The 21,451-nt window shown below is 39.3% G+C and carries 19 protein-coding genes; 14 read left to right on the top strand and 5 right to left on the bottom strand.

Features of this window, described 5'->3' with window-relative positions:
- Positions 1–292: 292 nt before the first annotated feature.
- Complete coding sequence (gene thrC / locus CKV65_RS04285; protein ID WP_027890727.1) at positions 293–1,783, bottom strand: threonine synthase; 1,491 nt, start codon at positions 1,781–1,783, stop codon at positions 293–295.
- A gap of 141 nt (positions 1,784–1,924) precedes the next feature.
- Positions 1,925–3,151: an aspartate kinase gene (locus tag CKV65_RS04280; protein WP_027890726.1), complete on the bottom strand. Its 1,227-nt coding sequence runs from the start codon at positions 3,149–3,151 to the stop codon at positions 1,925–1,927.
- 324 nt (positions 3,152–3,475) lie between these two features.
- On the opposite strand from CKV65_RS04280, the gene purE reads away from it, so the two are divergent.
- The 7 genes from purE to purD all read left to right on the top strand — a co-directional run bounded on the left by purE (position 3,476) and on the right by purD (position 9,917).
- The gene (purE, locus tag CKV65_RS04275) at positions 3,476–3,967 is read left to right on the top strand and encodes a 5-(carboxyamino)imidazole ribonucleotide mutase (RefSeq protein ID WP_027890725.1); all 492 of its coding nucleotides are present in this window, start codon (positions 3,476–3,478) and stop codon (positions 3,965–3,967) included.
- A gap of 61 nt (positions 3,968–4,028) precedes the next feature.
- The gene (gene purC, locus CKV65_RS04270; protein ID WP_027890724.1) at positions 4,029–4,742 is read left to right on the top strand and encodes a phosphoribosylaminoimidazolesuccinocarboxamide synthase; all 714 of its coding nucleotides are present in this window, start codon (positions 4,029–4,031) and stop codon (positions 4,740–4,742) included.
- Between the two features lie 60 nt (positions 4,743–4,802).
- Positions 4,803–6,236: an amidophosphoribosyltransferase gene (gene purF / locus CKV65_RS04265; RefSeq protein ID WP_027890723.1), complete on the top strand. Its 1,434-nt coding sequence runs from the start codon at positions 4,803–4,805 to the stop codon at positions 6,234–6,236.
- Positions 6,237–6,270: 34 nt separating this feature from the next.
- On the top strand, positions 6,271–7,338 hold the full coding sequence (purM, locus tag CKV65_RS04260; RefSeq protein ID WP_027890722.1) for a phosphoribosylformylglycinamidine cyclo-ligase: 1,068 nt from the start codon (positions 6,271–6,273) through the stop codon (positions 7,336–7,338).
- Positions 7,331–7,942, top strand: coding sequence for a phosphoribosylglycinamide formyltransferase (purN, locus tag CKV65_RS04255; RefSeq protein WP_027890721.1), 612 nt, complete (start codon positions 7,331–7,333; stop codon positions 7,940–7,942). The genes purM and purN overlap by 8 nt, the downstream gene beginning before the upstream one ends.
- Before the next feature lie 24 nt (positions 7,943–7,966).
- Complete coding sequence (locus CKV65_RS04250; protein WP_027890720.1) at positions 7,967–8,560, top strand: hypothetical protein; 594 nt, start codon at positions 7,967–7,969, stop codon at positions 8,558–8,560.
- Positions 8,561–8,645: 85 nt separating this feature from the next.
- Positions 8,646–9,917: a phosphoribosylamine--glycine ligase gene (gene purD / locus CKV65_RS04245; RefSeq protein WP_027890719.1), complete on the top strand. Its 1,272-nt coding sequence runs from the start codon at positions 8,646–8,648 to the stop codon at positions 9,915–9,917.
- A gap of 81 nt (positions 9,918–9,998) precedes the next feature.
- On the opposite strand, the gene CKV65_RS04240 is transcribed toward purD, so the two are convergent.
- Positions 9,999–12,842 carry a DEAD/DEAH box helicase gene (locus CKV65_RS04240; protein ID WP_095197685.1) on the bottom strand — a complete coding sequence of 948 codons (2,844 nt, stop codon included), beginning with the start codon at positions 12,840–12,842 and terminating at the stop codon, positions 9,999–10,001.
- Positions 12,843–13,055: 213 nt separating this feature from the next.
- On the opposite strand from CKV65_RS04240, the gene CKV65_RS04235 reads away from it, so the two are divergent.
- Together CKV65_RS04235 and feoB are read left to right on the top strand one after the other, a co-directional pair.
- A complete protein-coding gene (locus CKV65_RS04235) occupies positions 13,056–13,280 on the top strand; it encodes a FeoA family protein (RefSeq protein WP_027890717.1) in 225 nt (74 codons plus the stop codon).
- Between the two features lie 24 nt (positions 13,281–13,304).
- Positions 13,305–15,200, top strand: coding sequence for a ferrous iron transport protein B (feoB, locus tag CKV65_RS04230; RefSeq protein WP_027890716.1), 1,896 nt, complete (start codon positions 13,305–13,307; stop codon positions 15,198–15,200).
- Between the two features lie 73 nt (positions 15,201–15,273).
- Here the strand turns inward: feoB and CKV65_RS10855 are convergent, their stop codons facing one another.
- Positions 15,274–15,522: a hypothetical protein gene (locus CKV65_RS10855; RefSeq protein WP_155909600.1), complete on the bottom strand. Its 249-nt coding sequence runs from the start codon at positions 15,520–15,522 to the stop codon at positions 15,274–15,276.
- A 56-nt stretch (positions 15,523–15,578) separates the two neighbouring features.
- Between CKV65_RS10855 and CKV65_RS04220 the strand changes: the two genes are divergently transcribed.
- The 4 genes from CKV65_RS04220 to CKV65_RS04205 all read left to right on the top strand — a co-directional run bounded on the left by CKV65_RS04220 (position 15,579) and on the right by CKV65_RS04205 (position 19,113).
- Positions 15,579–15,785, top strand: coding sequence for a hypothetical protein (locus tag CKV65_RS04220; RefSeq protein WP_027890714.1), 207 nt, complete (start codon positions 15,579–15,581; stop codon positions 15,783–15,785).
- Positions 15,786–15,862: 77 nt separating this feature from the next.
- Positions 15,863–16,342: an HMA2 domain-containing protein gene (locus CKV65_RS04215; protein ID WP_081654878.1), complete on the top strand. Its 480-nt coding sequence runs from the start codon at positions 15,863–15,865 to the stop codon at positions 16,340–16,342.
- A gap of 12 nt (positions 16,343–16,354) precedes the next feature.
- The gene (locus CKV65_RS04210; RefSeq protein ID WP_051177650.1) at positions 16,355–16,990 is read left to right on the top strand and encodes an HMA2 domain-containing protein; all 636 of its coding nucleotides are present in this window, start codon (positions 16,355–16,357) and stop codon (positions 16,988–16,990) included.
- Entirely contained in the window at positions 16,990–19,113 is a 2,124-nt protein-coding gene (locus CKV65_RS04205; RefSeq protein ID WP_027890712.1) for a heavy metal translocating P-type ATPase, read from the top strand. The genes CKV65_RS04210 and CKV65_RS04205 overlap by 1 nt, the downstream gene beginning before the upstream one ends.
- Before the next feature lie 60 nt (positions 19,114–19,173).
- Here CKV65_RS04205 and gpmA read toward each other — a convergent pair whose 3' ends face one another.
- The gene (gene gpmA, locus CKV65_RS04200; protein ID WP_331715173.1) at positions 19,174–19,938 is read right to left on the bottom strand and encodes a 2,3-diphosphoglycerate-dependent phosphoglycerate mutase; all 765 of its coding nucleotides are present in this window, start codon (positions 19,936–19,938) and stop codon (positions 19,174–19,176) included.
- A gap of 771 nt (positions 19,939–20,709) precedes the next feature.
- Between gpmA and CKV65_RS04195 the strand changes: the two genes are divergently transcribed.
- Positions 20,710–21,438 carry a Bax inhibitor-1/YccA family protein gene (locus CKV65_RS04195; RefSeq protein ID WP_027890710.1) on the top strand — a complete coding sequence of 243 codons (729 nt, stop codon included), beginning with the start codon at positions 20,710–20,712 and terminating at the stop codon, positions 21,436–21,438.
- The last annotated feature ends 13 nt before the right edge of the window (positions 21,439–21,451 follow it).

Genomic DNA, 21,451 nt, shown 5'->3' with positions numbered 1-21,451 from the left:
TAAATATCAAGTAAAGTTAATTTTTACAATCAAATATAAAAATATACACAAAAATATACAGCTGATAAGTCGTCAGTGCAGCTGCTGAATACTATTATAGCATAATAAAAAAGAATAGGCGATATATTATCACCTATTAATGTTGTTAAATAAATGTTAAGCTTTTGTAAAATTTATGTAAAAAATATGTGTATGTATAGATAGAAAAATTTTATTGATTTACCTTGTAAAACAAAAAACTAGAGCTATTGATATATTATTTTTTTATACATCAATAGCTCTAATTTTTATATTAAATATTTAAAAATTCACTTACACTATTTATCATATGTTGTTTTTCACAAACTTTGTTATGCAAAATAGGTGCTGTTTTTAATTTAGCAAGTCCTTGTGGAATTGGGTCTTTGTTTATTTGTGCTAATTTATCTAAGAGCGCAAATTCATCTTTATCAGCAATATCTTCACCTAAAGCGGTTAAAACACTATCATTGAATTTATATGGGCTGGCAGTTGATAAGATGACCATTGGAATGGTTTCATTTGTTTTTGCTGTATAATCTTGTGCAACTTGCCAAGCAACTGCTGTATGAGTATCAGCAACGTATTTATCTTTTGCATATACAGATTTAATGCAATCCATGGTATCTGTATCATTTAAATAGCCAGCGCAGAAAGTTTCTTGAATAGCTTTTAATGTAGCATCATCTACAGTATATTTTCCATCTTGTTGAAGTTGTTGCATCCATTTTTTTACTTTTTCAGTATCTTTTGTCATGTGGTAGAGCAATCTTTCTAAGTTGCTGGAAATTAAAATATCCATAGATGGAGAAATTGTTTTAAAGAATTCACGATTTTTGTCGTAAGTACCTGTTGTTAAAAAGTCGGTTAAAACATTGTTAGCATTAGAAGCACAGATTAAACGATTTACAGGCAGTCCCATACATTTTGCGTAAAAACCAGCGAGAATATCACCAAAATTACCAGTTGGTACAGTGAAATTGACTTTATCGCCCAATTTTATTTTGCCCATGTTTATTAAATCAGCATAAGAACTGAAATAGTATACGATTTGTGGAAGTAAACGACCCCAGTTAATGGAATTAGCGGAAGAAAGCTGGAAGCCTTTTTGTGCTAACAATTCATTATAAGAAGTATCATTAAAAATCTGTTTTACACCGCTTTGAGCGTCATCAAAATTACCTTGTACAGCTACAACAGCAACGTTGTTACCTTCTTGAGTGAGCATTTGTAAGCGCTGAATTTTGCTGACGCCTTCTTGTGGATAAAATACGATGATTTTTGTCTGAGGCACATCTTTAAAGCCATCAAGAGCAGCTTTTCCAGTATCGCCAGAAGTGGCAACGAGGATTACGAGTTCATTTTTATCGCCGAGTTTTTTTAATGAAGTAGAGATAAATTGTGGCAAAAGTTGAAGTGCCATATCTTTAAAAGCACTCGTTGGGCCATGCCATAATTCTAATAAATAATTGTTGTCTTCTACTTGAACTGTAGGAACGACTTTATCTGTATCAAATTTATTATTGCCATAAGCATTTTCAACGCAGTCGTTTATTTCTTGATTAGTAAAATCTGTTAAATATAATGAAAGAACTTTTTTAGCGCGTTCTTGATAAGATAAATTAAGTAAGGATTGTATGAAATCTTTATCGATAGATGGAATTGTTTGTGGAACGAAAAGACCACCATCTGTAGCTAAGCCTTTTATGATTGCGCGTGCTGCACTTACAGCGTTGCCACCGCCTCTTGTACTGATATAATCCATGAAGTTACTCCCTTCTAAATTGAATTATTTATTATACTTTATAATAAAATAGTTTGTATTGAAGAGGTGAGATACCATCAAGCGAATACAAACTATTTTACGATTTATTTAGAACTAAATATTTATTATGAAGTGCAAATATTAATCTTTGAAGAATTCGTTATGAATAGCGTTTACAGCTTCTTTGATTTTTTCAGCTTTGATTAAGCATGAAATGCTGATTTCAGAAGTGCTGATAACATCAATATTGATGCCGTTTTCAGATAAAGCTTTAAACATTCTAGATGCGATACCAGGGTTGCCGAGCATGCCAGCACCAACGATGGATACTTTAGCAACATCAGTTTCAATCAATACTGCAACAGCATTTAATTGGTCTGCTACTTTATCGATGATTTGTTTTGCATTGTTGAGGTCATCAAGTGTTGTAGTGAATACCATATCTGTAACATTTTTTTCTACGTTGCGGATGCTTTGAACAATCATATCAACGTCGATATTATTTTCAGCAAGTTTGGAGAAGATAGAGTAAGCGATACCAGGAGTATTTGGAATACCCAGTACAGCGATTTTTGCTACATTAGTATCATCTGCAACTCCTCTGATAATAAACTCTTTTTCTTCCATTGTATATTCCTCCCTAATAATTGTACCTGGTTTGTTTGTGAATGTGGATCTTACATGAATTGGTATATTGTACATCTGGCCAGTTTCAACGGAACGTGGCTGCATAACGCCAGCACCGAGACGTGCCATTTCCAACATTTCATAATAAGTAATTTCTTTCATTTTACGAGCATTTTTTACAACACGTGGGTCAGCGGAATAAACGCCATCAACGTCTGTATAAATTTCGCATACATCAGCTTTCATTGCACCAGCAAGGGCAACAGCAGAAGTATCAGAACCACCACGGCCGAGTGTTACAGGGTCGCCGAGTTCATTGCAGCCTTGGAAACCAGCAACGATGACGATATTGCCTTTATCCAGTTCATCGAAAATACGTTTAGGCTGGATATCTTTGATTTTTCCTTTAGTGTGTACGGAATTAGTTTTTACACCAGCAAGAGAACCTGTAAGAGATACAGCTTTTTGTCCTAAAGCTTTAAAAGCCATAGTTAAAAGAGAAATTGAAACCTGTTCGCCAGTAGTAAGCAACATATCCATTTCACGAGTATATTGATATGGGTCTTTTGTAATACCTTTAGCCAATTTAATTAAATCGTCAGTAGTATCACCCATAGCAGAAACGACAACAACAATTTTGTCGCCGGGTTGTTTTTCATCTAAAATACGTTGAGCAACAGCTTTTATTTTTTCAGTGCTACCAACAGAGCTGCCACCAAATTTTTTTACAATTAATGCCATTGTTATCCTCCTAAAGTATTTATGTATTTATATAGTGTATAAAATCATAATTGTTTTTACATTTGTATATGATTAGGCTAACTCTATATAATGACTTTAATTATAACAGTTAATATTAATTGTGTCTATCAATATTTATAGCTAAAATTTATAAAGTTAAGATATCTTTTATTTTAAATAGTGGATGAAAAATGTAAACTTGCATACATATTGTAAAAATAATGTTAAATTTTACTAGTGACATAATTGAAGTTTTAAACTTATTCTGTTATAGTTAATATGTAACCCTTAATATTTAAACTACTCAGGAGGTTGATGATTTAAATGAAAGTAGCTGTAGTAATGGGCAGTGATTCTGATTTTCCCATTTTAAAACCGGCTGTTGATTTATTACATCAGTTCAATGTTGAAACAGAAGTAATCGTAGCTTCTGCGCACCGTACCCCTGGCAAAGTCCGTGACCTAGTTTCTTCTGCTGAAGAAAGAGGCGTTGGCGCATTTATTTCTGCCGCTGGTGCTGCTGCACATTTAGGTGGAGTTATTGCATCTTATACCACATTGCCTGTAATTGGAGTACCGATTAATGCAACACCACTTAATGGTATGGATGCTCTTTTAAGCACAGTACAGATGCCATCCGGTATTCCGGTAGCAACAATGGCAATTAATGGAGCAAAAAATGCTGCTATTTTTGCTGTAGAAATGTTTGCTATTAGTGATGATAATTTGAAAAAAGCACTTAAAGAATATCGTGCTAAGATGGTTGAAGAAGTAGAAGCAAAAGCTGCAAAAGTGGCAGCTCAATTAGAAAAATAAAAAGTAAACGTTAAACTTTATAGATTAGATTTTAATAATGACTTTTGGAGGTTTCAACAACATGGAAAATAAATTATTATATGAAGGCAAAGCTAAAAAAATATTCGCAACTGAAAATCCTGATGAATTATTAGTTTATTATAAAGATGATGCTACTGCTGGTAATGGTGCAAAAAAAGGCACAATTGCTGATAAAGGTATTTTAAATAACAAAATTACTAATTTCTTCTTTGATTTATTAGGCAAAGCAGGCATTAAACATCATCTCATTAAAGTTTTAAATGACCGTGAAATTCTCGTTAAAAAATTAGATATCGTTCCTCTCGAAGTTATCATTCGTAACGTTGCAGCTGGTAGCCTTGCAAAACGTCTTGGTCTTGAAGAAGGCGTAAAAATGTCTCGTCCAGTTATTGAATTCTGCTACAAATGCGATGACCTTGGTGACCCAATGGTAAACCGTTATCATATCTTAGCTATGGGCTGGGCTACTGAAGAAGAACTCAAACAGATTGAAGAAATGTCTTTAAAAATCAATGACATTATGACTAAATATCTCGTAACTAAAAACATTGACCTTATCGATTTCAAACTTGAATTTGGTAGATATAATGGTGAAATCCTTCTTGGTGATGAATTATCTCCAGATAACTGCCGTTTCTGGGATAGCACAACTCATGAAAAACTCGACAAAGATAGATTCCGTCGTGACCTTGGTAATGTCGAAGATGCTTATAAAGAAGTTTTACATCGCTTAACTGGTGAAGTAGTTAAATAATATATCCGTTTGTAACTTATTTTATTTGTATTTAATATTAGTATAGGAGAAAAAGAACTAATGGTTGACATTACGTCAAATAAATGGAAAGAAGAATGTGGCGTTTTCGGTGTATTTTCCCGTACAGAGGACGTATCTATGCTTACTTATCTTGGCTTATATGCTCTTCAACATCGTGGACAAGAAAGCGCAGGTATTGCAATAACTGATGGCGCATGGATGGATGTAAATCGCGGTATGGGACTTGTTAATGAAGTTTTCCGTCATCAACTTCCTCATATGGAAAATCAATATATTGCAATTGGTCATGTACGCTATTCCACTACGGGGTCTAGCTTATTGGCTAATACTCAGCCACTTATCGCTAATTATTGTGGTGGAAAAATCAGTTTAGCACATAATGGTAATTTAACTAATGCTGCTGAAATCCGCCGTAGTTTAGAAGAACAGGGAACAATCTTCCAAACTTCTATTGATACAGAAGTTATTGTTAATCTTATTGCTCGTTCTCGTAAATCTACTATTGAAGAAAAAATAATAGAAAGTGTAGCACAGATAAAAGGTGCTTATTGCTTAACTATTATGACAGAAAATAAACTTATTGCACTTAGAGACCCACAAGGTTTCCGTCCATTGTGTATTGGTAAAACAGAAGAAGGCTCTTGGGTTGTATCTTCTGAATCTTGCGCTTTAGACGTTGTAGGTGCTGAGTTCATTAGAGATGTTAAACCAGGTGAAATGGTTGTAATGGATGATGATGGACTTAAGTCTTATGAATGTGTAAAACCACAAAAAAGAGCTTCTTGTATTTTTGAATATATTTATTTTGCTCGTCCAGACAGTACAATTGATGGTCAAAGCGTACATGCTGCTCGTTTTATGATGGGTAGAATGCTTGCTCGTGAAAGTAAATTCAAAGGCGATATAGTTATTTCTGTACCTGACTCTGGTAATACTGCTGCATCTGGATTTGCTTATGAATCAGGCATTCCATACTGTGAAGGTTTAATAAAAAATCGTTATATCGGACGTACATTTATTCAACCAACACAGAAAAAACGTGATACAGCTGTTCGCTTGAAACTCAATGCAATTAAAGAAGCTGTTAAAGGCAAATCTGTAATCATGGTTGATGACTCTATTGTACGCGGTACAACTAGTGGTAAAATCGTAAAAATGTTGCGTAAAGCAGGCGCTAAAGAAGTTCATATGTGCGTAAGTTCTCCACCAATCGGCTATCCTTGCTATTATGGAATTGATACTTCCGTACGTAAAGAACTTATTGCTGCAACGAAAACAGTAGAAGAAATTCGTGAATATATCGGGGCAGACTCTTTACATTTCTTATCTCTGGAAGGTCTTAGAGCTTCACTCACTACAGCTAATCCAGATGATATGTGTTATGCATGCTTTAACAATGCATATCCTATTGAAATGTCAAAAGAAACGGTAACTGGTGCTGATAAATACGTATTTGAACAGCGCCATAAGTAATATATTTTGGAAATGATATATTTTGGAGGTCAAAATGGCTGAAAATAAACAGACAAATCTTACCTATCGTGATTCTGGCGTAGATATTGATGCAGGAAATTATTCTGTAAAACTCATTAAAGATAGCGTAAAAGCAACATATCGTCCAGAAGTTTTAGGAGATTTAGGCGGCTTTGGCGGTTTATTTGCTTTAAATAGCGGTAAATATAAAGAACCTGTACTCGTATCTGGTACAGACGGCGTTGGTACAAAACTTCGTTTAGCATTCATGCTTGACAAACATGATACTATCGGTCAAGATGCTGTTGCTATGTGCGTAAACGATATTCTTGTACAAGGCGCAGAACCATTATTCTTCTTAGATTATTTAGCTGTTGGTAAATTAGACCCACAGCAGGTGGCAACTGTAGTAAAAGGCGTAGCTAATGCTTGTAAAGAATCTGGCTGTGCATTAATCGGCGGCGAAACAGCTGAAATGTCTGGCTTCTATTCCGATGGTGAATACGATATCGCTGGCTTTGCAGTTGGTGCAGTTGATAAATCCAAAATCATCACTGGTGATAAAATTAAAGCTGGCGATGTTCTTGTAGGTATTCCATCTAGCGGTGTTCATTCCAATGGTTATTCCTTAGTTCGTAAAATTTGCTTTGAAGTTAAAGGCTTTGATGGCAGTGAAAAATTTGATGAACTCGGTGGTAAAACATTAGGCGAAGAACTCTTGACACCTACTCGTTTATATCCTTCCGTATGTCTTCCATTAATCGAAAAATACGATATCCATGGTATGGTACATGTAACAGGTGGCGGTTTCTATGAAAATATTTCCCGCATATTACCTGAAGGCACAGGCGTAAGCGTTAATGCTGATGCTTGGGAAATGCCAGCAATCTTTAAACTCTTACAACAGTGGGGCAATGTAGATTGGCATGAAATGTATCGCGTATTCAACATGGGTATTGGTATGATTTTACTCGTATCTAGTGAAGATGCAAAATCCATTCAAGCTGATTTAGCTGCTAAAGGCGAAAAATCCTATATCATTGGTGAAGTTGTCGAAGGCAATCAAACTGTTGAAGTTAAAGGCGGCGTTTTCAATGAATAATGCTGTACTTGGCGTATTAGCTTCCGGTCGTGGCAGCGATTTGCAATCAATAATCGATGCTGTAGAAGCAGGACAGATTAAAGCAAAAATCGGCGTGGTTTTAACTGATAAACCAAACGTAATGGCACTTCAGCGTGCTGAAAAAGCTGGTATTCCAGCAATTTGCGTTGACCGCAAAAAATATGATGATAGAGATGCATTTGAACGTGAATTAGTAAAACAGTTAAAAGAACATGGTGTAACACTCGTTATTTTAGCTGGTTTTATGCGCATTTTAAGTCCATACTTTGTAAATGAATTTAAAAATTGCATCATGAATATTCATCCTTCACTTTTGCCATCATTTGGTGGTGCTCATGCTCATCGCGATGTATTGGCTTACGGCGTAAAAGTATCTGGTTGCACAGTGCATTTTGTCGATGAAGGCATGGACAGCGGTCCCATCATTATGCAAAAAGCTGTTCCAGTACTTGATGATGATACAGAAGAAACATTATCCGCTCGAGTATTAGAACAAGAACATATTATTTATCCTAAAGTTATAGAATTATATCTCGCAGGAAAAATTCATGTAAATGGTCGCCATGTAACAATTGACGATTAATAGATTAAAAGAGGAGGCTTTATTATGCCAATAAAAAGAGCCTTATTGAGTGTATCTGATAAAACAGGTATTGTTGAATTTGCTCGTAAATTGCATGAAGCTGGTGTAGAAATCATTTCCACTGGCGGAACAATGCACGCTATCGATGCAGCAGGTATTCCTGTTACTTATGTTAGCGATGTAACAAAATTTCCAGAAATTATGGATGGTCGTGTAAAAACTTTAAATCCATACATTCATGGCGGAATTTTAGCAGTACGTGACAACCAAAGTCATCAAGCACAGATGCAGAAATTCCACATTCAGCCAATTGATTTAGTTGTAGTAAATTTGTATCCATTCCGTGAAACAATTGCTAAACCAGATGTAACTTTGGCTGAAGCAGTAGAAAACATTGATATCGGCGGACCTGCAATGATTCGTGCTGCTGCTAAAAATTTTAAATTCGTTACAGTTGTAGTAAATCCAGCTCATTATGATGAAGTTGCTGAAATGGTAGCTAAAGATGGTTGCACTACAGGTAAATTCCGTATGCAACTCGCTCAAGAAGCTTTTAATCATACAGCTCATTATGATGAATGTATTCAAGAATATCTTGCTCAGCAGTTAAATAAATAATAATAAATCGGCGCACTTATATCTGCTATAAAGAAGCACTAATTAAGTGCGCCTTCTTTTCTTTAAAGATAAGGGAGGATTTTTTGTGAATATTTTAGTTATCGGCGGTGGCGGTCGTGAACATACACTTGCATGGAAATTAGCACAGAGCAAAATTGCAGATAAAATCTATGCAGTACCAGGCAATCCAGGTATGGCAGATGTAGCTGAATGTATACCAGGTTCAGTGGAAGACAATGATTTCCTCGTTAAATTAGCGCAGGAAAAAAACATCGGCTTAGTAGTTGTTGGCCCAGAAGTTCCGCTTACAAATGGTATTGTAGATGATATGGCAAAAGTCAATATCCCAGCATTTGGCCCACAAAAAGCAGCTGCACAGCTTGAAGGTTCAAAATCATTTTCTAAAGCGATTATGAAAAAATACAACATTCCTACAGCAAAATATGAAGTATTTATTGATGCAGATAAAGCTAAAGAATACATTAAACAAGAAGGCGCGCCAATCGTAATCAAAGCTGATGGCTTAGCTGCTGGTAAAGGTGTAATTGTTGCAGAAACACTTCAGCAAGCTCTTGATGCTATCGATGAAATCATGTGCGATAAAGCATTCGGTAGTGCAGGTAACAGCGTTGTTATTGAAGAATTTATGGAAGGCGAAGAAGCTTCTGTATTGGCATTCACTGATGGCAAAACTATCGTACCTATGATACCATCACAAGACCATAAACGTGCACTTGATGGCGACAAAGGACCAAATACTGGCGGTATGGGCACATATGCACCAGCACCAGTTGTAACACCTGAAATAATGCAGCGCGTACAAAAAGAAATTCTTGAACCTGTAATAAATGCAATGCAAGCAGAAGGACATGAATACAAAGGCTGTTTGTATGCAGGACTCATGATTACAAGTGAAGGACCAAAAGTAGTTGAATTCAACGCTCGTTTTGGTGACCCTGAAACACAAGTTGTGCTTCCTTTATTGGAAAGCGATTTAGGTGAAATCATGCTCGCTTGTGTAAATGGCACTTTAGCTGATATGCAGATAAAATGGAGCGATAAAGCTGCTGTTTGCGTTGTAATGAGTGCTGGCGGATATCCTGCAAAATACAATAAAGGCGATGAAATTACAGGACTTGATAAAGCAAAAGACGCTGGACTTCTCGTATTCCATGCAGGAACGGCTAAAAAAGATGATAAAATCGTGACAAATGGCGGTCGTGTACTCGGCGTTGTAGATATCGGTGATGATATTAAATCTGCTGTGGATAAAGTTTACCAAAACATTGATTTAATAAAATTTGACAATGTATACTACAGAAAAGATATAGCACATCGCGCTTTTAATCGTAAATAAGTATAAAAAATAATATAGCTTCTGTTTATTTAGTTTCGATAAGACTTTATAAACAGAAGCTTTTTTTATATTAAATATAATTTAATGGGAAAAATAGTCAAAAATATCTTCGCGAACTGGCGTATGCAGTTTGTAAATTACCTTAAATCCATTGTATTTTTCAGCGTATTCTGGCTCACCGATAGCTGAAATTTCACCGAGAAAATAAAATTCTTTGGCTTCTTTATCTTCGTTTGGCTTGCGAACGAATAAATACAGCTTATTTTGTTCTTTTTTTGCATTATAGATATGTTGAGCGTCAGTAGAATTGAGTTTGCGATTTGCTTTAGAAAAAGCAGTAATCATATCATTGCTCAAAAATTCATTGGCGTAATCGACGCGTTTTTTATTTGGAGCAATGTAATTAATGAATACAGGCATGGTATGAGTCGTTTTTTCATAAAAATAACCTGCCATGGCGTTCGGATTGATTTTGCCGGGCCAGTTCAGCAGATAGCACACTTCTTCATAGGTGTATTTTTCATATAAAACGAGATTTGTTTCACGATAATGATTGACATAATGTTGTTTATACTGCTGCCGTGCAAAGGCGAGAGTTTCCTGCAGCAGATGTTTAAAATCGGCCGACTGTAAATGCTGTGCAAAATTGGCGGCAATGACAAAATCGTTATTTTGCGGCTCAATAAATACGCAGTGGCGGTATTTTTCCCGCTCGTTGGCAATCGTGAATTCATTAGTCAAATTATTGATAACGGAGATTGTTTCGTTTTCTGTTAAAGCGTGATGATAATCCGCCAGCAGGGTGTTTTGCAGTTCGGCTAAAAATTTGTGCGGCGTATCGAGCAGTATTTGCAGTGCCAGTATCTCGAAAATGCGTTTGCCTTTGGCAAAACGGCGGCAGACAAAAGCAAAGATTTCTTCCTGTTCGGCCGTCAGCTGGATAGTATAATCCTTATCGTATTTTTGCAGGAAATGATGATAGGAGCCGAATTTGTCAAAGAATTTTATAATACTGATACTGCCGAATTTGGCGAAATCGTCAAGGCGCGGGATACGGCCGAGTTTCTGCTTCAGATTTAGATATTCGTTTTTCAGCAGTAGCGCATCACTGAGACGGGCGCTGTCGATGGCGTTATAAATTTTCTGGCGGGAAATTTCGTCGAAATTTATCGTGGAACAGCCGGGCAAAAGGCGGCTGCCTTCCGCGACGCAGCGGCGTATTGTATCTTTATTGTAGGAAGTGTCGCCGAACAGTGCAATCGGTATCAGAAAATTGTTCTGATAATTGCCGATGAAATCGAGAATTACGACGTAATCCTTATGCAGATATTTGCGCAGTCCCCGGCCCATCTGCTGTACGAAGATGATGGAGGATTTCGTCGGGCGCAGCATGATTACCTGATTTACGGCAGGAATGTCGATGCCTTCATTCATGATATCCACCGTAAAAATATAATCGAGCCCGCCGCGCCGCTTGTCTTGCTCCAGGCGGGAAATAGCCGTCTCGCGCGTTTCCTGTCTGTCCTCGCCGCACAGTGCGGCAGTGAAAAATCCCTTATCATTGAATTTTTGCGATAAAAGGCGCGCTTCTTCGATATTGCGGCAGAATACAAGTCCTTTGACGCGCTCGCCGCACCAGCCGTAAAACTGCGCTTTGCCGATAATATGTTCGATGCGAGCATCGGCCGTCAGTTCAGTAAATGCGGAGACGTCATCAATTTCCCTGCCGCCAATCGTGATATCCGTTATGCCGAAATAGTGGAAAGGGCAGAGCATATCTTCCTGCATGGCTTCTTTCAGATGAATTTCATAAGCGATATTGTAGTCGAAAAGTTTATAAATATCGAAGCCGTCGCTGCGGCTCGGTGTAGCCGTCATGCCCAGTAAAAACTGCGGCCGGAAATAGTCGAGGATTTTGCGGTAGCTTGCCGCGCCGGCGCGATGTGTTTCGTCGATAATGATATAGTCAAAATACGTCGGCGCGAATTGCGTCATAATTTCTTCTTTCGTCAGCATGGAAACGGTGGAAAAAAGATACGATGCGGCAAAATCTTTATGCGTTCCCGATAAAAAACAGATATTGATATCGCCGAGAACATGCCGGAAAGTCTGCGCAGCCTGCTTTAAAATCTGCTCGCGGTGTACGAGAAATAAAACTCGGCGCGGCGCGGCTTCCTGTACGGCGAAGGCGGCAAGGTAGGTTTTGCCCGTGCCGGTGGCGGAGATGAGCAACGCTTTCGTCTGTCCCGATTGGCGCAGTTTTTCCAGTGAAGCGAGTGCTTCCGTCTGCATTTTATTCGGTGCAAATTTAGCGGGAAACGGCTGCTTTACAGGAAAACTTTTTTGCTTTTGCCGGTAATGCTCCCCATAGCCGCGCAGCCACTCGTCTGTCAGCGGCACAGCATTTTCCAACATGCGCCGAAATTCCTGCAATGTATCCCGGCAGAATGCTTCTTGCTCTGTTGAACTGACTTTTAAATTCCATTCCTTATTGGCTTTAAGCGCACCCTGCGTTAGATTGCTGCTGCCGATAATCAGTGAATAATAATCGGCGTGGCGGAAAATATATCCTTTTGTATGAAAATTGCCTTGCGTATAGATGCGTATTTCCAGATTGGCAAACTGCTGTAGTTCGCGCAACGCTTTCGGCTCGGTGAAACACAGATAATCCGTAGTCAGAATACAGCCTTTGATGTTTTTTTTATTTAAGTGGGCCAGAACTTCTTTTAGGCAGATAAGGCCGCTCTGCGTGATAAAAGCCACGGAGAAATAAAACTCTTCACAGCTTATAAGTTCCTTTTGCAGCTCAGTCAGAAGATTAAAGCCGCTGTTATAATCGTTGAAAATAAATTTAGGTTGCAAAACACTGCTGTTGATATTGCCGCCAGCTGTATTTTGCATGAATTCGTCGGATGATTTATTCATAAAGAACCTCGTTTTTAGAATTATTATACCAATATAATATACTGAACAGAACTTTCCTGCAATTTTTATGAAAATATTTATCATTATTATTGACATGTATTATCATTTGCTATATAATGCAGTTATCAATAGAAGTAATAATTATTATCGATATAGTGATTATTATTATGTTGTATGAATGATAATTATTTTGAGATAGGAGGCTGACTTCTAATGACTTTGAAAGATGCTAAACCAGGAATGGTTGTTAAAGTGGAAGCGATTGAAGCTTCAGAACTGAAGGAACGTCTTATGAGCATGGGTATGGTGAAGGGAACAAAAGTAAAAGTTCTGCGTTCTGCGCCGCTCGGCGACCCGCTCGCTGTATCCGTGCGTTCTTTTAATATGTCTATTCGTTTATCTGATGCAGCTAAAATAACAGTTACTCAGATTGCATAATGAATTGAATGGAGGAATGAATAAATGGCAACTTTATCTGTAGCTTTGACAGGTAATCCTAATACGGGTAAATCGACGATTTTTAATGAGTTGACCGGTATTAGACAGAAAATCGGTAACTGGCCGGGTGTTACCGTAGATAAAAAGGTAGGCTATACTAGACATAACGACAGAGCAATCTCTGTAATGGATTTGCCTGGTACATACAGCATAAACGGCCGTTCACCGGAAGAACGAATTGTAGAAAGTTATTTGGCAGGAGAAAAACCGGATATTGTGGTTGACGTTATCGATTCATCGAATATCGAACGCAATCTGTTTTTATGCCTGCAGCTTCTGGAACGCCGTATTCCTGTACTGATTGACCTCAATATGATTGATGAATCCACACGTAAAGGTATTAAAATTTCCACAAGTAAATTGGAAAAAGCTCTTGGAATGCCTGTTGTGGAAACGAACGGTCGCAGCAAAAAATCCACGAAGAAATTATTGGATGTATTTACTTCCACTGTAATGAGTCAGTACAAAAATTCCGACCAAGTGGAAGAACATATTAAAAATATCGAACAGCTGCGTGCAACTATTCATAATGCCGACCAGCTGGAAGAAGCGATTATTGAAGCACGTTATGCATTTATCGATAAAATCGTGGCTCAGACCGTTACCCGTGAAAATGTCGGCAGCGGCATAACGGAAAAAATTGATAAGGTTTTAGCCAACGGTATTATCGCTTTGCCGATTTTAGTATTGGCACTGTATCTCGTATTTGAAATTACATTTACTTGGATTGGCCAGCCGATTGCTGATGAACTTGATGTACTTATAAATGAAGATTTTTACGGCTGGGCTGATGAGGCTCTTACAAGTCTCGGGGTTGCCGACTGGCTGCATTCTCTTGTATGCGACGGTATCATTGCCGGTGTCGGCGGCGTGCTTACATTCGTACCGCTTATTTTTACATTGTTCTTCTGTTTGAGTTTTCTCGACGGTACGGGATATATGGCGCGTGTCGCTTTCGTTATGGACCCGATTATGCGAAAGGCAGGCCTCAGCGGTAAAGCATTAATGCCGATTATCTGCGGTTTCGGCTGTGCCGTTCCGGGTATTATGGGTGCGAGAGCACTTGACAGTGAAAAAGACCGTATGATTACGATTTTAGTAACTCCGTTTATGACTTGCGGTGCAAAACTTCCTGTAATGGCGCTTTTCGGTGCTATCTTCTTCGGTGCAAATGCTGATGACGTTGTATTTGCCATGTATCTTGTAGGTATCGTCGTTGCAATCATTGCTTCCAGTATTTTGAGCAGAACCATATTCGGTAAAGACGATACGAGTTTCGTTCTGGAACTTCCGCCGTACCGCATTCCTGATATGAAGACCGTTCTTCTGGAAACTTGGGATAAAGGTAAAGGCTATCTCGTTAAAGCCGGTACAATCATCTTTGCAATGTCCGTACTTATCTGGTTCCTGAGCAGCTACAATTTCAGCGGTATGGTGGACGATATGTCCCAGTCCTTCCTCGCAACGCTCGGCGGCTGGATGTCCACGCTGTTCGTGTTCCACGGCTTCGGCGATTGGGAAGCGGGCTCTGCCGTTTTAACCGGTATCATGGCAAAAGAAGCCGTTATTTCCACAATGGGTATTTTGTACGGCTTGCCTGATTTAAGCCCGGATACTGAAGCGGTTGATGCAATCGGCATGGTAGCAGGCAGCGGTTTCCAGGCTGCATTCACTACAATGTCGGCACTTGCCTTCATGGTATTTTCCCAGCTGTACACTCCGTGCATGACGGCTCTCGGCACAATTAAGAAGGAAGCGGGTGGCTGGAAATGGTTCTTCGTTTCCGCAATCGGCAACTTCGTACTGGCTTGGATTGTATCGCTCATTGTTTATCAGGTAGGCACCCTTTTAGGATTTTAATTAAATAATAATAGTAATTCATTGTGATTACTATGGATTATATGATAGAATATAGGGGAGCCGTAGTGTTCCCTTATATTTGCATTTTGAGGAGGCTTTTATTATGACGACAGGTGATATCGCTACTTGGGTAATATTTGCCATTATTGTTGTGCTTTTCTGTTTCGGTATAAGACGCGTTTACCGCAATTTTTCCAGCGGCAAGTGCGACAGTTGCGGAACCGGCGACAGCTGCGGCTGTTCTAGCGGCTGCCACTGCTGCGACAGCATGGACAAGAAAACCGATACGAAAAAGAATGCCTGATATTTCTGTAATATCCAATCTGGAAATAATGCTTTTAAAGCGTTATTAATATATATTATAAAGGAGTCTTTCATATGTTTACGAAAACTGATTTTTGGATAGGATTAGCTGTTGGCGTTGTAGCCGGTGCATTTGGTTACAAATTCATACAAAGCCGCGCTCAGCAGGCACAGCCGGCAATCGCCGAAGGACAGGCGGATGTTTCCATGGCTGAACTTGTACGCCAGAAAGAAGAATTAGAAGACATGATTGCAGCTCAGCAGGCTCAAGCAGCTAAATAATTTTTACGGCGGAAAAGGAGTGTTTTTATTAACACTCCTTTTTTTAGAATGTATGTATTGAAAGGAGAGGAAAGCTTGTGAAAAATCTCAGATTGGGAATTCCGCTGGCTGTCGGCATGGCGGGAACTGTAGCTTCGCTGTTTGTCGGCGGCAAAAGACTGCATACGGCTTTCGGCGTGGCGTGGACGGCACTGTCTTTGGTTCATGCTTATCAATACCGCAAAAATATGAAAAACAATGCAAAGAAAGGTTTGGAAAAAGTGAATATATTAAAAGCAGTGGGCATACCGACCACGAGAATGGAATGGTTTTTGAAATCCGTGGAAGTGGCATCTTATATACCGGGGCGTATCCGCATATACAGCAGGGCATTAATCAATAATCCGCAATTAAAGTTGAAAGTGGAACAGTCTTTGGCTAAATATCCGGAACTGGATAAATTTACCATTAATATTATTTCAGGTTCCGTGCTCATTGAATACCGTCCGGAAAATATAAAAAATAATAAAGATTTATGTGAAATGGAAATATACGTAAAAACTCATGTAAAAAGATAAGAGGTGCAGAATATGTCTTATGCTTCGGGAATGGCCATCGGGCTTACGATAGGTCAGCAGTTGCTTAAATTTTTTGCTCAGGGCAATCAGGGGAAAAATAATAATTCCTCCGGTTTTAATTTTGAACAGCTGGGCAAGGAGATAAATTATATTAATAAGGAAATCGAGGAGCAGTCGGTGCGTCTGGCTCATGCGATAAAGGGGCGTCGCCGTTATTATATCAACGCGCTGAAAAACAATGAAAAACTGGCAAAACTGATAACCGTCAAATTAAATGAACTGCCGTTTATAAAGCAGGTAACAGCGAATGTAAACACGGGAAGCCTGCTTATTTTATACAGCTGCGCTGAAAATGTCATGGACGATATTTTCACTCAGCTTAAACAGCGTGTATTCAATATCGGCAATAAACTTATGGCAATGGGCGGCAATGCCACGACTCAAATCGGCTGTATACTTTTAAATCTGATACGGGAAATAAATTTGTGGATTAAGACGAAAACGGGCAATTTGATGGATTTGCGCGTAGCCGTGGCAGGCTTTTTCATCATCAGAGGTCTTCGAAAAGTCATGACGATGGGGCAGCGACCGAACGGACCGCAGATGCTCTGGTGGGCATTTTCCATTTTGAGAGGACTTGGTAAATAATGGATAAAGTAACATTGAATTTCTATCAGTTTCCTTTGGCTAACCGCTTGAATTTAGTGCAGAGAAACAGTTTGAAACTGAAAATGCACGGCGTGAAAAATGTCGTACTGCTTAGATTTTATCCGAATGCCGTACAGGTTTTTTATAAGGGTGATGTCGATAAAACGGCAATTTGCAGAATTATGGGCTATAATATAAATCTTCCTGCCGATAACGCGAAAGTGCCGGCACAGAAAAATATCAGCGAGGAGTTGCAGGCGTATAAGCGGGACGCCATTATATCGCTCGTCGGTTTTGTTGGGCTGCAGGCTTTGAAGAAATTCGCGCCGCAGGCGTATATCAGTCTCAGAATTGTACGAAGCCTGTTCGTGCTCGGCATTGCGCGCAATGTGATAAAAAGCGGCATTGAAGGGCTGATAAAGGACGGTCAGCCGAATGCCGATACGCTTACATCTACAGCCGTCATAGCTTCCGTCCTTGCCGGCAAGCCGGAGTCTAGCCTCAGTCTTATGACGCTTTCCAATGTGGCGGAAATGCTTACCATTTATGCGGCCGAACGTGCCAGAAAGCATATTTCCAGTCTGCTCAAGCTTGACCAGCAGTTTGTATGGCGCGTGGCGGATGACGGTCATGAAGAAAAAGTGCCGATTGAACAGGTGAAAGTAAATGATGTGATTGCCGTGCATACGGGTGAAAAAATCTGTGTCGACGGTACGGTATTAAGCGGCAATGCGGCGATTGACCAGGCTTCGATTACGGGTGAGTCCAACCCTGCCATGAAGGGCGAAAAAGACCCCGTTTATGCCGGCTCAGTCGTACAGGGAGGGCAGCTTACGGTTCTGGTACAGAAAGTCGGCGACGATACGTCGCTTGCCCGCATCGTTCATCTCGTAGAAGATGCTCAGACCCGCCGTGCACCGGTGCAGAATTTTGCTGACAGAATGGCGAATATGCTCGTGCCGATTTCATTTATCGGAGCGGCAATCGTCTACGGCGCAACGCGCGACTGGCAGAGAGTGCTCAATCTGCTGTTCATCGATTTTTCCTGCGGTCTTAAGTTATCCACGGCGACGGCGATTTCGGCGGCTGTGGCTACGGCGGCAAAACAGGGTATACTGATTAAAGGCGGCAACTATATTGAAGCGCTTGCCGATATTGATACGGTCGTAATGGACAAAACGGGTACAATCACTATCGGTGTACCGAAAATCTCCGCAGTGCACACGGTCGACAGCGTATGTGAAAAAGAAATGATACTTTTGGCGGCTTCGGCGGAAATCCATTCCGTTCATCCGCTCGCCGTAGCCATTCAGAATTATGTAGAGGAAAAAGGCTGGCAGGTGCCGGACCATATAAACTCCGATACGGTTGTAGCGCACGGCATGGAAGCAAATGTAGCGGATTTTGAAGGTTTTAAGGGCGGCAATATTATCGTAGGCAGCCGTCATTTCATGACAGACCGCAATGTAAGCGGATTGGACAGTTTCGAGGACAGAAAAATACCGGCAGGCTACAATATTTTATACGTAGCGCGCGACAATAAATTAATGGGCGTCATCGTCATCAATGACCCAATCCGTCCGCAGATGAAAAAGACATTCAATCAGATGCGCCGCCACGGTATTGACGAAATCGTCATGCTGACGGGCGACAGCAAGGACGTTGCGGCAACCGTTGCGCAGAAAATGGGCATTGACAGCTATTTTGCCGAAATACTGCCGGAAGACAAGGCGAATATCGTCAACTTCCTGCAGAAAAACGGCCATGTGTTGATGGTGGGCGACGGTATCAACGATGCACCGGCACTTGCTTTTGCCGATGTAGGGGTGGCACTCGGCGGCCGCCGTACCGATATTGCCGTAGAGTCCTCCGATATCACGATAAATTCGGATAATCCGACGAAACTGATGGATGCGCTGGAACTCGGTCAGAATACCATGCGTCTAATCCGCCAGAATTTCACGGCGACGATTACGATTAATTCAGCGGCCATGCTGCTCGGTGCGCTCGGCAAGATAAATCCGCTTGTGGCGGCTATTATTCATAATACGGCGACACTTGCAGTCGTATTGAACAGTGCGAGAATTTTAATGCCGAAACGCGGCTTTCTTATGAATAAATAAAAATAAAATGCAGTTATCCTTAAAACGGATAGCTGCATTTTTTTGCTGTTAAACGTATTTTTATCTATTATTTAATTTTTTACCTTGATTTGCCACTTTCTGCATTTTTGCCGCAATAACAACTGCATCGCCGATAAACTGCTTATCCAGAATTTTAAAATCGTCATCCAGATGGTAAACAAGCGGCACACCTGTAGGCAGATTGAGATTTACAATATCTTTTTCGGAAATATTTTCCAGATACATAACTAAAGCCCGCAGTGAATTGCCGTGCGCCGCAATGAGTACTTTTTTATCATTGTCGAGCTGCGGTTTTATATTTTCCAGAAAATATGGTACGACACGTGCAATCGTATCCTTTAAACTTTCCGCCAGCGGCAGTTTATTTTTATCTACGTTTTTATAGGCTTTTTGCCAGACTGGATTGCGTTCGTCATCTTTATCCAGCAGCGGCGGTTTCACATCAAAAGAACGGCGCCATATTTTTACCTGCTGTTCACCGTATTTAGCGGCGGTATCTGCCTTATTCAGGCCTTGCAGTGCCCCGTAGTGGCGTTCATTGAGTTCCCATACTTTTATTACCGGAAGCCATTCCATGTCAAGCTGTTCAAGCACATTATTCAAAGTGTGAATAGCTCTTTTCAAATATGAAGTATAGCAGATATCAAATTCATAGTGCAGTTTTTTTAGCTGCATGCCCGCTTCTCTAGCTTCATTCACGCCGTTTGCCGACAAATCGACATCCGTCCAGCCCGTGAACAGATTTTCTTTGTTCCAGATACTTTCTCCATGTCTAATCAGTACCAGAGTTTTCGTACTCATCATAATCATCTCCGTTGTTTATTAATAGAAAACTTTTCCTTAAACAGCTTCTAATATAAACACACATGAAAAATAATATCTTCACAAAATGATTTTGACACATATTCTCAATTATGTCAATAAAAATCCTGATTTATTGACATTTTTAGCTTGACTATAGTTTTACACCATAGTTTAAAATGAGTATAGAAACTGAAAATCCTTAGTTTTAGTGCTGATTTTAGAAAAGGAAGTGAATAATATGGTTAAAACAACTGCTTAGTACATGCTTTTTTTGGCAGTTGCTTTTGAAATAACAGGAACTTCCGTAATGAATTTTTTCATCACGTAGGAATGTATGGAAAATTATATTTTTATGCTTTTGCTTATTGTTCTGAGAAGGGCTGTTGTCAAAATTCCTATAAGCATAGCCTGTTTCCTGTTCAGTGCGTTCGGATTACTGCTTACGGCTTTTATAGATACGACATTTTTTAATCTGAAAATAAAATCTTTGGAAAGTGCGGGTATAATAATGATGATTTTCGGCATAATATTATAAAAATGATTTAGCAAGAACAGCATATATAAACGTCTGTTTTTTATTGTGAATACAGTTAAAACCACTAGTTTATCTGATGTTTTAACTAATAAACTGGTATATAATTAAAATATATTGATTTTTAATCAAAATTTAATATGAAAAAGACGGTTATTACCTATATTTTAATAGCGATATATGGTATAATAGTCAATAAGTCAAATAATAATTTTATATTTTTAAGGAGTGACTTTTATATGGCAAATCCTGCTATGAAAATAATCAGCAGACCGACTGCCGAATATGTTGACTCTCCGGCTACCATGAAGGGAACATTTACAAAAGCTTTCGGTCTTACACTCGTAACTATCATTTCTGCCGTTCTTTCTGGTATGTATCTTGCTGGTTCACCAGCAGCGTATGGTATATTGGTTTTAGGCATGATTGTGGGCGTAGTACTTACAATAGTGACTTGCTTTAAACCACAAATAGCTGCTATGACTACACCAGGCTATGCAGTGTTTGAAGGTGCTGTACTCGGTATAATCTCAGCGCAATTTGAAAGAATGTATTTTGGCATTTCTGCAATCGCTGTAGGTATCACTTTAGCAACTATGTTCTTGATGTTATTTTTATGGAGAGCACAAATCATAAAGGTAACTAACCAAGTTCGTTCTGTTATAATCAGCATGACGGGTGCTGTAGCAATTTTCTATTTTATTAATATCATTGCTTCATTGTTTGGTTTCCATTTAATGCCAACAAGTGGTATTTTTGGCATAGCTATCAGCTTTATCATCGCTGGTGTTGCAGCTTTTAATTTCTTGTTAGACTTTGACAATATAGAACAAGCTGTAAGTTATGGCGCACCTAAATACATGGAATATTTCTGTGCATTTGGTTTACTCTTAACTCTTGTATGGCTTTACATTGAAATCTTGAGACTTATTCAGATGATACTTGCTATGTTTGGCGGAGATGAATAATCTAATAGAATAT

This window comes from Megamonas hypermegale (assembly GCF_900187035.1).
GTDB lineage: Bacteria > Bacillota > Negativicutes > Selenomonadales > Selenomonadaceae > Megamonas > Megamonas hypermegale.
This window is presented reverse-complemented; position numbering and strand designations above follow the sequence as displayed.

What these genes read in the sequence shown, in the direction of transcription:
- CKV65_RS04235 (WP_027890717.1), top strand. Translation starts at nt 13,056, where the DNA reads ATGACTTTGAAAGATGCTAAACCAGGAATGGTTGTTAAAGTGGAAGCG.
- CKV65_RS04205 (WP_027890712.1), top strand. Translation starts at nt 16,990, where the DNA reads ATGGATAAAGTAACATTGAATTTCTATCAGTTTCCTTTGGCTAACCGC.
- CKV65_RS04240 (WP_095197685.1), bottom strand. Translation starts at nt 12,842, where the DNA reads ATGAATAAATCATCCGACGAATTCATGCAAAATACAGCTGGCGGCAAT.
- purM (WP_027890722.1), top strand. Translation starts at nt 6,271, where the DNA reads ATGGCTGAAAATAAACAGACAAATCTTACCTATCGTGATTCTGGCGTA.
- CKV65_RS04280 (WP_027890726.1), bottom strand. Translation starts at nt 3,151, where the DNA reads ATGGCATTAATTGTAAAAAAATTTGGTGGCAGCTCTGTTGGTAGCACT.
- gpmA (WP_331715173.1), bottom strand. Translation starts at nt 19,938, where the DNA reads ATGATGAGTACGAAAACTCTGGTACTGATTAGACATGGAGAAAGTATC.
- CKV65_RS04195 (WP_027890710.1), top strand. Translation starts at nt 20,710, where the DNA reads ATGGCAAATCCTGCTATGAAAATAATCAGCAGACCGACTGCCGAATAT.
- thrC (WP_027890727.1), bottom strand. Translation starts at nt 1,783, where the DNA reads ATGGATTATATCAGTACAAGAGGCGGTGGCAACGCTGTAAGTGCAGCA.
- purN (WP_027890721.1), top strand. Translation starts at nt 7,331, where the DNA reads ATGAATAATGCTGTACTTGGCGTATTAGCTTCCGGTCGTGGCAGCGAT.
- feoB (WP_027890716.1), top strand. Translation starts at nt 13,305, where the DNA reads ATGGCAACTTTATCTGTAGCTTTGACAGGTAATCCTAATACGGGTAAA.
- purF (WP_027890723.1), top strand. Translation starts at nt 4,803, where the DNA reads ATGGTTGACATTACGTCAAATAAATGGAAAGAAGAATGTGGCGTTTTC.
- purC (WP_027890724.1), top strand. Translation starts at nt 4,029, where the DNA reads ATGGAAAATAAATTATTATATGAAGGCAAAGCTAAAAAAATATTCGCA.
- CKV65_RS04220 (WP_027890714.1), top strand. Translation starts at nt 15,579, where the DNA reads ATGTTTACGAAAACTGATTTTTGGATAGGATTAGCTGTTGGCGTTGTA.
- CKV65_RS04250 (WP_027890720.1), top strand. Translation starts at nt 7,967, where the DNA reads ATGCCAATAAAAAGAGCCTTATTGAGTGTATCTGATAAAACAGGTATT.
- purE (WP_027890725.1), top strand. Translation starts at nt 3,476, where the DNA reads ATGAAAGTAGCTGTAGTAATGGGCAGTGATTCTGATTTTCCCATTTTA.
- CKV65_RS04210 (WP_051177650.1), top strand. Translation starts at nt 16,355, where the DNA reads ATGTCTTATGCTTCGGGAATGGCCATCGGGCTTACGATAGGTCAGCAG.